Below are 12,757 nucleotides of genomic sequence, written 5' to 3' on the forward strand. Positions count from 1 at the left end.
ATCCGCATGAGCGGCAATTGCGGCGAAATACCGGCCGGGCCGTAAAGTTTTTGTGACGTAAGCCTTTGATTAAAGACGATAATATCTGTAGTCTAAGTCGAGATGAGGGCCGTATGCACCCAGTGCGCCAATTGACATGGCGGGGGCGGGGGCCTAACCATGAATAGACATAATGGATGGTTCCGGATCGGCGTTACGCCTTCCGGATGAAAAGGGAATGTGACGGGGCGGACCCAAACCGGGCGCTTTCATCACAGCCGACCCCGCGACTGTAGAGCAGTCAGGGTCTTCCATCCGGCATTTCGACTGCTGCGTCGGCAGCCTGCGTGGTGCAGGCGGGCAAGGCGGGACAGGTGCCGGAAAAGCCACTGGAAATGCATCGTGATCAGCCGGGGCAGGACGCCTCCAATTCTACGAATCGTCCGCCTTTTCACGAGATGCAGCCGGGAAGGCGAGGCAGATCCGCTGGCACGATCAGGGGCGACCGTAAACGGTCGCCCCGGTCGCCGCCGACAACTGCGAGCCAGGAGACCTGCCATCCGTGCCGGGCATAATGCCCATTCTGGGTATTCACCCGCTGCCAGCACGGAGGTTGTCTTGGCTGAAGGATATGATTCAGCGCTGCCTCTGGTGGTGCGGTGGGGTTTCCCCTTCTCCCCCGCGGGGAGAAGGTGGCCCGAAGGGTCGGATGAGGGGGCCGCAGGGTACTCCTGTCATTTGACGCTTTGCTTGTGTTCGGCGCTTTCTGCGAGGGTCGTCCGAGCATGACCGCCACCTTCATCCTCGGCGGTGCCCGCTCCGGCAAATCCCGCTTTGCCGAAAACCTCGTGACAGCCAGCGGCCTCGACCGCCACTACATCGCCACCGGCCGCGCCTGGGACGACGAAATGCGGGCGCGCATCGACCAGCACAAGGCCGACCGCGGCCCTTCCTGGACCACGCATGAGGAGCCGCTGGATCTGACCGAACGCCTTGCCGCCATCGACGGCGAGGGCAGGGCTGTTCTCGTCGACTGCCTGACACTGTGGCTCACCAACCTGATGATGGACGAGCGCGATATCGCCGCCCAGTCCGCCGCCCTTGCCACCTGGCTTCCTACGGCAAAGGCGCGGCTCGTCATCGTTTCCAATGAAGTCGGTCTCGGTATCGTGCCCGAGAATCGCATGGCGCGGGAGTTCCGCGACCATGCCGGCCGGCTGCACCAAATGATCGCGGCAGAAGCCGCGGATGTCTATTTTATCGCGGCAGGACTGCCGCTGAAAATGAAGGGTTAGTTCCATGCAGCAGAAAATCCCCGCAACCGTAATCACCGGCTTCCTCGGCGCCGGCAAGACGACCATGATCCGCAACCTGCTCACCAATGCCGGCGGCAAGAAGATTGCGCTCATCATCAACGAGTTCGGCGATCTCGGCGTCGATGGTGATGTGCTGAAGGGCTGCGGGGCGGAGAACTGCACCGAGGACGATATCATTGAACTCACCAATGGCTGCATCTGCTGCACGGTGGCCGACGATTTCATTCCGACCATGACGAAGCTTCTGGAGCGCGAGCAGCGCCCTGATCATATCGTCATCGAAACCTCGGGTCTTGCTTTGCCGCAGCCGCTGGTAGCCGCTTTCAACTGGCCGGATATTCGCAGCGAAGTCACCGTTGACGGCGTCATCACCGTGGTCGATAGCGCGGCCGTCGCCGCCGGGCGGTTTGCCGATGACCATGATGCCGTCGATGCACGCCGCGTCGAGGATGAATCGCTCGATCATGAAAGCCCGATCGAGGAGCTCTTCGAGGATCAGCTGACCTGCGCCGACCTCATCGTGCTCAACAAGACCGATCTGATCGACGCTGACGGCCTTAGCCGTGTGAAAAGAGAAGTCGCCTCGCGCATCGCCCGCAAGCCTGTGATGATCGAAGCGAAAAATGGCGACGTGCCGGCAAGCGTGCTGCTCGGCCTCGGCATCGGCACGGAAGACGATATCGTCAACCGCAAGTCCCATCACGAGCTGGAGCATGAGGACGGTACGCCGCACGATCACGACGAATTCGACAGTTTCGTCGTCGAGCTCGGCGCTATCGCCGATACATCAGGTTTCGTCGAGAAGCTGAAGCGCATTATCGCCGAGCATGACGTGCTGCGCCTCAAGGGCTTCATCGATGTCTCCGGCAAGCCGATGCGCTTGCAGCTGCAGGCCGTGGGTGCCCGCATCGACCAGTATTTCGACCGCGCCTGGGCGCCGGGCGAAGCACGCAGCACGCGCCTCGTCGTCATCGGCCTGCACGAGATGGATCAGGACGCGGTGCGCAAGGCGATCGTGGCGCTGGTCTAAGGAGTTTCGATGCATCTGCTTCTGGCTCAACAGGGAACGATCAGCGACGGGGACGAGGCCATCGACCTCGGCCAGTCGCCGGGCGATATCCTGTTCCTCTCTGCCGCCGACACCGAGCTTGCGGCAATCGCCGCGGCTCATGGCGGCGGAGCGACGGGGCATTCGCTGAGGCTTGCGAGCCTGATGAGCCTGAAGCATCCGATGTCGGTCGATACCTATATCGAGCGCACGGCGCGGCATGCGAAGCTGATCATCGTGCGGGCGCTGGGTGGGGCGAGCTATTTCCATTATGCGCTGGAGGCGTTGCATGCGGTTGCCGCCCGCAACGGGGCGCTGATTGCGGTGCTGCCGGGGGATGCGCGGCCGGATGCGGGGCTGACGCCGTTTTCGAATGTGGCGCTCGATGATCTCAATGCGCTCTGGGGGTATCTGATCGAGGGTGGTGATGCCAATGCGCGAGGCTTTCTGGCCTATGCGGCGGCGATGCTGTCTGGGGCGGAGAAGCCGGCGCCGGCTGCGCCGCTGATGAAGGCGGGGATCTGGTGGCCGGGGCGGGGGCTTGTCGGGATTGAGGAGTGGAAGGCGGTAGCAGGTTCTGCCTTCTCCCCAGCGGGGAAAAGATGCCCGACGGGGCAGATGAGGGAGGCGAGCGACGGAGGAAGCGAGCAGCGGGAGTACGATGGCGAGGTTTGTGGGGTGGCCCCCTCATCCGACCCTTCGGGCCACCTTCTCCCCGATGGGGAGAAGGGACGGTCGGTGCCGACTGTCGCCATCGCATTCTACCGCGCCCTCGTTCAAAGCGGCGAAACCCGCCCTGTCGAAGCACTCATCGAAGCCTTGCAGGCACAGGGCCTGCGCCCGCTGCCGGTCTTCGCCTACAGCCTCAAGGATCCCATCTCCAAAGGCATACTTGAATCTATCTTCGCCGACCTCAAGCCCGATGTCGTCATCAACACGACCGGCTTTGCCGTCTCCGCACCCGGCGCCGATCGCCAGCCGACAGTGCTGGAGGCCAATGACGCCATCGTGCTGCAGGCGATCTTTTCCGCTTCGTCGCGGGAAGCCTGGGCCGCTTCCTCGCAAGGCTTGTCGGCGCGTGATCTCGGCATGAATGTCGCGCTGCCGGAAGTGGACGGCCGGGTGCTGTCGCGCGCCGTCTCTTTCAAATCGGCGGCGCGCTACGATGCTGCGGTCGAGGCCAATATCGTTTCCAGCGAGCCGGATGCCGGGCGCATGCGCTATGTCGCTGCGCTTGCGGCGAACTGGGCGCGGCTGCGGCAGATGCCTGTGGAGGGACGGCGGGTCGCGCTCGTCATGGCGAATTATYCGAACCGCGACGGACGGCTCGGCAATGGCGTCGGCCTGGATACGCCAGCCGGCACGATCGAAGTCATGCGGACGATGAAGAAGGCCGGTTATCCGGTCGCCGATATTCCTGATGATGGCGATGCGTTGATACGGCATCTGATGCAGGGGCCGACCAATTCCGGCTTCGATGGCAAGGTCGTGCGCGAAACGATTTCCCTGAGTCGATACAATGATTTCCTGGAATCTCTTCCCGCTCAGATTCAGGATGAAGTCAGCGCGCGCTGGGGTTTGCCGGAGAGCGATCCCTATGTCCGCGATGGCGCTTTCGCCCTGCCTTTTGCGCGGTTCGGCGACTTGCTGATCGGTATCCAGCCGGCGCGCGGCTATAATATCGATCCGAAGGAAAGCTATCACTCGCCCGATCTCGTGCCGCCGCACGGCTATCTCGCTTTCTACGCTTTCCTGCGCGAAGAATTCGGCGCGCAGGCCGTCATTCACATGGGCAAGCACGGCAATCTGGAATGGCTGCCGGGCAAGTCTCTGGCGCTGTCGGAGACCTGCTATCCCGAAGCGATCCTCGGGCCGCTGCCGCATCTCTATCCCTTCATCGTCAACGATCCCGGCGAGGGCACGCAGGCCAAGCGCCGCACGGCTGCCGTCATCATCGACCATCTGACGCCGCCGCTGACGCGGGCCGAAAGCTACGGGCCGCTGAAGGATCTGGAGGCGCTGGTCGATGAATATTACGAGGCGTCGGGCGGCGATCCCAGGCGCATCCGGCTGCTATCCCGCCAGATCCTCGAGCTTGTTGCGGATATCGGGCTTGATCGTGATGCGGGGATTGCCAAGGGTGAGAGCGAAGGCGAGGCGCTGAAGAAGCTCGATGCCTATCTCTGCGATCTCAAGGAAATGCAGATCCGTGACGGACTGCATGTGTTTGGATTGTCGCCCGAGGGGCGGCTGCTGACGGATCTCACCGTGGCGCTGGCGCGGGTGCCGCGTGGGCTGGGTGAGGGTGAGGATGCGAGTTTGCAGCGCGCGATTGCCGGGGATGCTGGGTTGAGTTTCCCGCTTCTCCCCAGCGGGGAGAAGATGTCCGTCAGGACAGATGAGGGGGTGAGCGACGGTAGGAGCGAGCGGCTGAGCATAGGCGAAGCCGAGTCTGCGGCCCCCTCATCCGACCCTTCGGGCCACCTTCTCCCCGCTGGGGAGAAGGGGAGCCGCGCGCTTCAGCGTTCCTTCGATCCTCTCGATTGCGATATGGCAGCGCTTTGGACTGGTCCACGTCCACCAATCCTCGCCGATATTACCGACGCTCCCTGGCGCACAAACGGCGACACCGTCGAACGGATTGAGATGCTTGCCGCCAAGTTCGTTTCCGGCGAAATGGAATGCCCAATTCTCTGGCCTCAAACCAGATGCGTACTCGACGAGATCGAGGCCCGCCTCAAACCATCCATCCTCGCCTGCGGCCCCGCCGAGATCGACGCCCTCCTGCGCGGCCTCGACGGCCGTTTCGTCCCACCCGGCCCGTCCGGAGCGCCGACACGCGGGCGGCCTGACGTCCTGCCGACGGGGCGGAATTTCTACTCCGTCGACAGCCGCGCGGTGCCGACGCCGGCAGCCTATGAGCTCGGCAAGAAATCCGCAGAATTGCTGATCCGCCGTTACGTACAGGATCACGGCGAATGGCCCGTCTCCTTCGGGCTGACGGCCTGGGGCACGTCGAACATGCGCACTGGTGGCGACGATATTGCCCAGGCGCTGGCCCTGATCGGCGTCAAGCCCGTGTGGGACATGGCCTCGCGGCGGGTCACCGGCTACGAGATCATTCCGCCCGCCATGTTGCGGCGGCCGCGGGTGGATGTGACGCTGCGTATATCGGGCTTTTTCCGCGATGCATTCCCGGAGCAGATCGCGCTCTTCGACAAGGCGATCCGAGCCGTCGGCGCGCTCGAGGAGGATGCCGCAGATAACCCGATTGCCGAGCGCATGCGCGGCGAGGCGGCGCGGCTGACCGCTGCCGGGCTCGATGAGAAGGCCGCGGCAAAGCGGGCCGGCTATCGCATCTTCGGCTCGAAGCCCGGCGCCTATGGTGCGGGCCTGCAGGCGCTGATCGACGAGAAGGGCTGGGAGCGGCGGGCCGATCTTGCCGAAGCCTACCTCGTCTGGGGCAGCTATGCCTATGGCGCGGGCGAGGAGGGGCAGGCCGAGCGCGGGGTGTTCGAGGAACGGCTGCGCTCCATTCAGGCCGTCGTCCAGAACCAGGACAATCGCGAGCATGACCTGCTCGACAGCGACGACTATTACCAGTTCGAAGGCGGCATGGCGGCGGCGGCGGAAGCGCTCGGCGGTGCGCGGCCGGCGATCTACCACAACGATCATTCGCGGCCGGAAAAGCCTGTTATCCGCTCCCTCGAAGAGGAGATCGGGCGGGTGGTGCGCGGTCGTGTCGTCAATCCGAAATGGATCGATGGCGTCATGCGCCACGGCTACAAGGGCGCTTTCGAGATTGCCGCCACGGTCGATTATCTCTTTGCCTTTGCGGCGACGACCGGTGCTGTCGGCAACCATCATTTCGAGGCGGTCTACCAGGCCTATGTCGCCGACCCCAAGGTGCGCGATTTCATGGCCGAGAAGAACCCCGCCGCGCTTTCCGAAATGAAGGAGCGGCTCATGGAGGCGATCGAGCGCAAGCTCTGGACGCCGCGCAGCAACTCGGCGCAATTCAACCTCACTGAAATCAACGAAACCAAGAAAAGAGCAGGCAGCCAGCCATGAGTGATGAGCCAGTAGAAACAGCCGAAAAGGACGATGCCCGCCACGCCGAGAAGATGGCGAAGAAGAAGGCCGCCCGCGACAAGATCATGGCAAAGAAGACGGATGAGAAGGGCCTGATCATCGTCCACACCGGCAAGGGCAAGGGCAAATCGTCTTCTGCCTTCGGCATGATCTTCCGCCATATCGCCCACGGCAAGCCGTCTGCCGTCGTGCAGTTCATCAAGGGCGCGATGTGGACGGGCGAGCGCGATCTGATCGAGAAGCATTTCTCCGATATCTGCCAGTTTCACACGATGGGCGAGGGGTTTACCTGGGAAACGCAGGATAGGGCGCGGGATGTCGCGGCGGCGGGTGCTGCCTGGGAAAAGGCCAAGGAACTGATCCGTGACGAGCGCAATTCCATGGTGCTGCTCGACGAAATCAACATCGCGCTGCGCTACGACTATCTCGATATCAACGAGGTGGTCGAGTTCCTTAGGAACGAAAAGCCCCACATGACCCATGTCGTGCTGACTGGCCGCAACGCGAAGGACGAGCTGATCGAGATCGCCGATCTCGTCACCGAGATGGAGCTCGTCAAGCATCCCTTCCGCTCCGGCATCAAGGGGCAGCCGGGCGTGGAATTCTGATTCCTAATTAGCGAGATGGCCGCGCAGGATCGCGGCCGTTTCCTCGTCGGCCGGAAAGAGCGTTTCTATCGCGAGTTCCGACAGGGTGATATCGACAGGCGTTCCGAAGACGGTTGTCGTCGAGATGAACGAGAGCAGGCCGGCCTTTGTTGAAAGCTGCAGGGGAACGGCAATGCCGGCAAGATCGGTGTGAGTCCCGCTCGCATCTTTGGGCGCCGGATAGGACAGCAGCTCCTTAAACAGCTTTTCCAGCACCGGGTCGCCCGAGACCGATATCTGCTGCCGCAGCCGGTCGAGGAGATGGGCGCGCCATTCCGAGAGATTGGCGATACCAGGTGCGAGCCCCTGCGGATGCAGGCTGAGACGCAAAACGTTGACCGGCGTTTCCAGCAAAGATGGATCGGCAACGGCTTCGAGCAACGGTGCAATGGCGGCGTTGGCGGCCACCAGTGTCCAGTGGCGATCGATGGCAAGTGCCGGGAAGGGCTCGTGGCCTTTCAGCACTCTGTCGATGGCGCGTCGCGCCGGTTCTAAGGCCGGATCGTCCAGTCTGCGTTCGGCAAAGACGGGGGCGAAACCCGCTGCCAGCAGCAGCGGGTTCCGGTCACGCAGGGGTACGTCGAGCCGCTCGGCAAGATGCAGCAGCATTTCGCGGCTCGGGGTCGAGCGCACGCTTTCGATGAAGCTCAGATGCCGTTGGGAGATATCGGCTTCCAGCGCGAGATCCAGCTGGCTCATGCGGCGGCGCTGGCGCCATTCGCGCAGGTGATCTCCAAGGGAGCGGGCGGTCGGTGTCATCAGGCGGCTTCCGGCAATTGGTCGATGAAGCCGCGGACGGATTTCAGCCTGCCGTCTTCGAGTTCGGCAAAATCCGTGCCCTTGATCAGCGCTTCGCCATTTTCAGGGCCGAGGCCCCAGGAGAAGCGCAGGTTGTCGCCATAACCATCGGCCACGCCGATCAGTTCGAAGCGGAAGCCGGGAAAGCGGCTCTGTACGGCCTCGACCAGCGAGTTGATCTGCTCATGGCCTTCGCCGCGCATCAGCGGATCGATATAGGTGGCGGCTTCGCTCCAGCTCTCGGCTATGAGAGCGCGGCGGCGGGCGGCATCCGTCTCGTTCCAGATGGCAAGGTAGCGCTCGGTGTTGGTGTTTGCGTCGTTCATCGGGTCATCTCCTTTTGATCGCCCATCAATTCCAGGCAGCGCGATCATGGGGGAAGGCAGCGCACCCTATCAATTACGCCGGACGTAATGGAAGGCAGTTTCTTACAGGATCAAGTCCTGGTCGCGGCTTGGTGATTTGACAGGCGAGGGATGAGTTCGGAGATTTCCGGCGACCCTTTTGCCCCGGAGGAAGTCCGGCATGAAAACCCGTTCGTACAAAGCCTTAGCCGCATTCGCCATCGCACTTCTCGGCGCCTCCACGACGCAAGCGACCGTGATCGACGACTGGAATACGATCAAGGTGCCGCCTGCGCCTGTGCTGAAGCCGGTCACCGTGGATAAGTCGGATACGGCGCTGCTGCTGCTCGATTTCAATGGCGCGCAGGATCCGTCCAAGGGGCCATGCAACACCAGGAACAAGCCTCGCTGCATCGCTTCGCTGCCGAAGGTGGAAAAGTTGATGGAGGAGGCCCGCAAGAGCGGCCTGCCCGTTATCTACAGCATCACGGGCGGCGCTGCGAAAGCAGATATCGCCGACGTATTGGCGCCCGACGCTGATGATCCGATCGTGCAAGCCGGCGCCAACAAGTTCATCAACACCGATCTCGAAAAGATCCTGACCGAGAAGCACATCAAGACCATTATCGTGACCGGCACGGCATCCGAAGGCGCGGTGCTGAATACGGCAGCCTATGCGGCGCTGAAGGGCATGAACGTCATCCTGCCCATCGACGGCATGTCATCCGCCGATCCTTATGCCGAGCAATATGTCGCCTGGCATTTCGCCAATGCGCCGGGTGTTTCGGCCAAGACGGTGCTGACTGATATCGACGAGATCAAGTTCAGCGGCTAGCTTTTCCGGGAATGAGGCGGAGCGGGAACCTGTGCACTCGTCTTTCCATCTCTTTTATTCCATTTCCACTTTCCGATTTCTGGTTCTGCAATCCAAGCTTGCGGCCGGTCAGCCCGGAACAAGCAATCACAGATATTGGCTTGTGCGCTGGATACCACCTGAATGGTGGTTCAGCCCCGGGTCGAAGGTTTCGGCGCGGCGTCTCCCTTCCATCGCGAGGAGCATAACGTGTCATCTATCAGCACTGAGATTTTCGGCCGGCTCGCGGGCTCTTCTACGGCCGCAAGTATTCTAGCAGGCAAGCCTAAGGATGGGACGAAAAGCGCGGATGCTACCGGCGATTCCAACCCTCTCGTTGCCTTGTTATCATCCGGCCCGGAAGAGGACGATGACGATCACACCTATGATGCCTCGGGACGATCTTCGGGTATCGTGAGGATGAGCGCGGCGTCCGCTGCCGGCATCCAGGATCTTGGTGACGAGGGCTGGTTTGGCGATGAGAACGGCAACCCGTTGCCCGTGAAACTCGTGGTCAAGATGGGCGATAAGGTCGTGGCGCGCGTCTACGAGGGTGGCGGCACCATCGTCGCCAATGGTTTCGACCCTTCGGCCCTCAAGATCGGCCCCTTGAGCGAAGGCCTCGAGTCGACCATGACCGAAGATGAACTGACCGATTTTCGCATGACCCAGGTGATGAAATTCTTCTCGAACATGGGCGCTACCTTCGAAGCATCCTCAGGCGGGCGCGACAAGGGTGTCGGGGATACGCGGAGCGGAATTCTGACGAGTGCGCGGTCTGGAAGGGCGGAGGACGAAGAGGCGGCATCGGGCGATGAAGCCGGGAATGCGAGCGAGCGGACGATCATTCCGCAGGGCATGACGCTTGCCGAGGTTCTGGCCCTCAGCAACCAGGATTATATTACCGCGCTCGAGCGTGAGAAGCGCCGTGCCGCTGAAACGCCGCCTGAAGAACAGGGATCGGCCCGGCTGGCACAGGCGGCAGGTGCCGGGGAAGACCGCTGGTTCGCAACGCAGCAGTCGAAGGCCGGCGAGGCTCTGGCGATCCTTCAGGAAACCCACTCGTAGCGGCGGCTTAACGGGATCGTCGGTGAGCTATCCTACAGGCCGAGCCAGACGCGCAGCGGGTTTGCCGAGTCGGACAGAAGTTTGATCGCAAAGGCGATGCAGACGGCGACGAGCAGGGGCTTGATGAGCTTGGCGCCGATGCGCATGGCGAGACGCGAGCCGAGCTGCGCGCCGAGGAACTGGCAGACACCCATCAACAGGCCGATCTTCCAGAGTGTCGCGCCGAAGCTTGCGAAGACGACGAGCGCGCCGAAATTCGAGCCGAGATTGAGGAGCTTGGTGTGGGCCGTCGCCTTCAGCATGCCGAAGCCGGCAAGTGTCACGAAGGCGAGCATGAAGAAAGAGCCGGTGCCGGGGCCGAAGACGCCGTCATAGAAGCCGATGAGCGGCACCAGCGTCAGGCCGAAGACGAAGGGCGTCATGCGCCTGTGGGTATCGAGGTCGTTGAGGTTCGGCTTGACGGCGAAGAAGATGGCGATCGCGACCAGCAGCACCGGCATGATGGCCTGCAGCACCTGGCCGGGAACGAGCGTGGCGAGTGCCGCACCCAGCGCGCCGCCCATGACGGCCATCAGCGCCATCGGCAATTGTTCCGACAATTTCACATGGCCCTTGCGGGCATAGGCGATGGTTGCCGAGGCCGCGCCGAAGAGGGACTGCACCTTGTTGGTGCCGAGCGTCTGCAGCGGCGGGATGCCTGCGATCAACATGGCGGGGACGGTGATGAGGCCGCCGCCACCGGCAATGGAATCGACGAAACCGGCAAAGAAGGCCGCCGCGCAGAGCAGCAGAAGCAGATGGATGGCAATGTCAGGCAAGATGCTGTTCCGGGAGAGGTATGCGGGGCGGGGCTTTCGGGCGGCCTTGTTGCATTTCCCGCCTTGAGCTGCAATGGCTCCGGGGACACAGCAGGACGCAATCGGCTGATGGGAATGAGCGAAATCACCATTGATGAGGCAAGGCGGCATGTGCTCGGGCTCGGCTGCGAGCGCGGGACGCCTGATAGCGAGGTTATGGCGCTTGCCGTCGAGGCGTTGAGGGCGGCTGGTATCAGCGGGGCTGAGCTCGCGGCTGTTGCCTCGATCGATAGCCGCAGCCAGGAGGCGGCGATCCTTGCGGTTGCGGCGCATTTTGTTGTGCCTGCCGTGTTCTTCGATGCGGTGCGGCTGGAGGAAGAGACGCCGCGGCTCAGGAATCCCTCTGCCATCGTCTTTGCCCGTGTCGGCTGCCATGGGGTGGCGGAAGCGGCGGCCCTTGCGGCTCTTGGCATGGATGCGGGGCTGGTGCTCGGCAAGATCAAATCTCAGCATGCGACAGCGGCCGTCGCCCGCATCGGGTTGCAGAAAGCCTGACGGGCGTTATGGTGGCGGCACTTCGCGGCGCCGTCCGGCTGCCAGCGATTCGAATCCGGAGCATCTTCGTTTTTTGAATCACGAATGTGCTCTATCCCTTTGTTTTCACCCAATTCAAGGCGCAAAACCGCTGCAGATTTTTGCTGGAATTGCTCTGGAGGATACATATGCACAAGGTCATTTATGACACGGATCCGGGCGTCGATGACGCAATGGCGCTGCTTTTCCTGCATCGCCATCCCGAGATCGATCTGATCGGCATCACCACGATCTTCGGCAATGCCTCGATCGAGACGACGACGCGCAATGCGCTGTTCCTGAAGCGGGAGTGGGATATCGCCGCACCCGTCGCCAAGGGAGCAAGCGTTACCATCAATCCCTCGCGCCAGGAGCGTCCGTGGCCGACCATGGTTCATGGCGAGAACGGCCTTGGCGACATGCCGGTGCCTGATGTGATCGACCTGCCGGTCGATCCGCGTCCGGCGCATCGCTTCATCATCGAGACGGTGCGCGCCAATCCGGGCGAGGTGACGCTGGTGGCCGTCGGCCGCATGACGAACCTGGCGCTGGCGCTGAAGGAAGACCCCGAGATTGCCAGCCTGGTGAAGGAAGTCGTCATCATGGGCGGCAACTTCTATGTGTCGGGCAATGTCTCGCCGGTTGCCGAAGCCAATATTCATGGCGATCCGGAAGCTGCCGATATCGTGCTGACCGCGCCGTGGAAGGTCGTCGTCATCGGTCTCGATGTCACGGCGATCACCACGATGAGCCGCAGCTATCTCGGCGACATGGCCGCCAAGGGCGACAACGCGGTCAAGCAGCTCGACGTGCTCTCCCAGTCCTATATCGACTTCTACAAGCACGCGGTCGAAGACGGCATGATGGTGCATGACAGCTGCGCCAGCGTCTATGTCGTGGCACCGGAACTGTTCAAGACGATCACGGGTGCGGTGCGGGTCGTCTGCGGCGGCATTGCCGATGGTCAGACGGTGATCAAGCCGGATGGCCGCCGCTTCCCGCCGGGCGACTGGGACGGCCTGCCGAGCCAGTTCGTTGCCACCGGCATCGAGTCGGAAAAGGTGATCGATCTCATCCGCGATACGCTGCTGCGCGCCTGATGACTTTCGACGGGCCGGCCTTGCGCATCGCTGCCGGCCCGTTTTCCATTTCGGAATCCAATCAATCTCTTAGGGGTATTTCTTTTGAGGTTGATTCCGGTTCTTGCGGAGTTGATTCAGGTCCATTTTGTCAACTTCCGGT

At 62.3% G+C, this 12,757-nt stretch carries 11 protein-coding genes and 1 riboswitch; of the genes, 8 read left to right on the forward strand and 3 right to left on the reverse strand.

What is annotated here, in order from left to right; translation table 11 throughout:
• Positions 1-160 precede the first annotated feature (160 nt).
• A riboswitch (cobalamin riboswitch) is annotated at positions 161-309 on the forward strand.
• A 455-nt stretch (positions 310-764) separates the two neighbouring features.
• Genes cobU through cobO form a run of 4 tightly spaced genes read left to right on the forward strand, consistent with a single transcriptional unit; the run spans position 765 to position 7,043 of the window.
• A complete protein-coding gene (gene cobU, locus AC1D35_RS00960; protein ID WP_113311179.1) occupies positions 765-1,274 on the forward strand; it encodes a bifunctional adenosylcobinamide kinase/adenosylcobinamide-phosphate guanylyltransferase in 510 nt (169 codons plus the stop codon).
• 4 nt (positions 1,275-1,278) lie between these two features.
• Entirely contained in the window at positions 1,279-2,325 is a 1,047-nt protein-coding gene (gene cobW / locus AC1D35_RS00965; protein ID WP_113311132.1) for a cobalamin biosynthesis protein CobW, read from the forward strand.
• 9 nt (positions 2,326-2,334) lie between these two features.
• A complete protein-coding gene (cobN, locus tag AC1D35_RS00970; RefSeq protein WP_477938170.1) occupies positions 2,335-6,414 on the forward strand; it encodes a cobaltochelatase subunit CobN in 4,080 nt (1,359 codons plus the stop codon).
• Complete coding sequence (cobO, locus tag AC1D35_RS00975; protein WP_113311131.1) at positions 6,411-7,043, forward strand: cob(I)yrinic acid a,c-diamide adenosyltransferase; 633 nt, start codon at positions 6,411-6,413, stop codon at positions 7,041-7,043. The genes cobN and cobO overlap by 4 nt, the downstream gene beginning before the upstream one ends.
• Positions 7,044-7,046: 3 nt before the next feature.
• Here the strand turns inward: cobO and AC1D35_RS00980 are convergent, their stop codons facing one another.
• A complete protein-coding gene (locus tag AC1D35_RS00980; RefSeq protein WP_477938171.1) occupies positions 7,047-7,841 on the reverse strand; it encodes a helix-turn-helix domain-containing protein in 795 nt (264 codons plus the stop codon).
• Entirely contained in the window at positions 7,841-8,206 is a 366-nt protein-coding gene (locus tag AC1D35_RS00985; RefSeq protein ID WP_113311130.1) for a nuclear transport factor 2 family protein, read from the reverse strand. Before AC1D35_RS00985 ends, AC1D35_RS00980 begins: the two co-directional genes overlap by 1 nt.
• 199 nt (positions 8,207-8,405) lie before the next feature.
• Between AC1D35_RS00985 and AC1D35_RS00990 the strand changes: the two genes are divergently transcribed.
• Together AC1D35_RS00990 and AC1D35_RS00995 are read left to right on the forward strand one after the other, a co-directional pair.
• A complete protein-coding gene (locus tag AC1D35_RS00990) occupies positions 8,406-9,059 on the forward strand; it encodes an isochorismatase family protein (RefSeq protein WP_113311129.1) in 654 nt (217 codons plus the stop codon).
• Positions 9,060-9,221: 162 nt separating this feature from the next.
• Positions 9,222-10,145, forward strand: a complete 924-nt coding sequence (locus tag AC1D35_RS00995; protein ID WP_113311128.1) for a hypothetical protein — start codon at positions 9,222-9,224, stop codon at positions 10,143-10,145.
• A gap of 32 nt (positions 10,146-10,177) precedes the next feature.
• Here the strand turns inward: AC1D35_RS00995 and AC1D35_RS01000 are convergent, their stop codons facing one another.
• Positions 10,178-10,963, reverse strand: coding sequence for a TSUP family transporter (locus AC1D35_RS01000; protein ID WP_113311127.1), 786 nt, complete (start codon positions 10,961-10,963; stop codon positions 10,178-10,180).
• A 114-nt stretch (positions 10,964-11,077) separates the two neighbouring features.
• On the opposite strand from AC1D35_RS01000, the gene AC1D35_RS01005 reads away from it, so the two are divergent.
• Together AC1D35_RS01005 and AC1D35_RS01010 are read left to right on the forward strand one after the other, a co-directional pair.
• On the forward strand, positions 11,078-11,497 hold the full coding sequence (locus AC1D35_RS01005; protein ID WP_113311126.1) for a cobalamin biosynthesis protein: 420 nt from the start codon (positions 11,078-11,080) through the stop codon (positions 11,495-11,497).
• Positions 11,498-11,664: 167 nt separating this feature from the next.
• Positions 11,665-12,615: a nucleoside hydrolase gene (locus AC1D35_RS01010; protein ID WP_113311125.1), complete on the forward strand. Its 951-nt coding sequence runs from the start codon at positions 11,665-11,667 to the stop codon at positions 12,613-12,615.
• Positions 12,616-12,757: the final 142 nt, after the last annotated feature.

The organism is Rhizobium sp. P1_E6, from assembly GCF_056405875.1.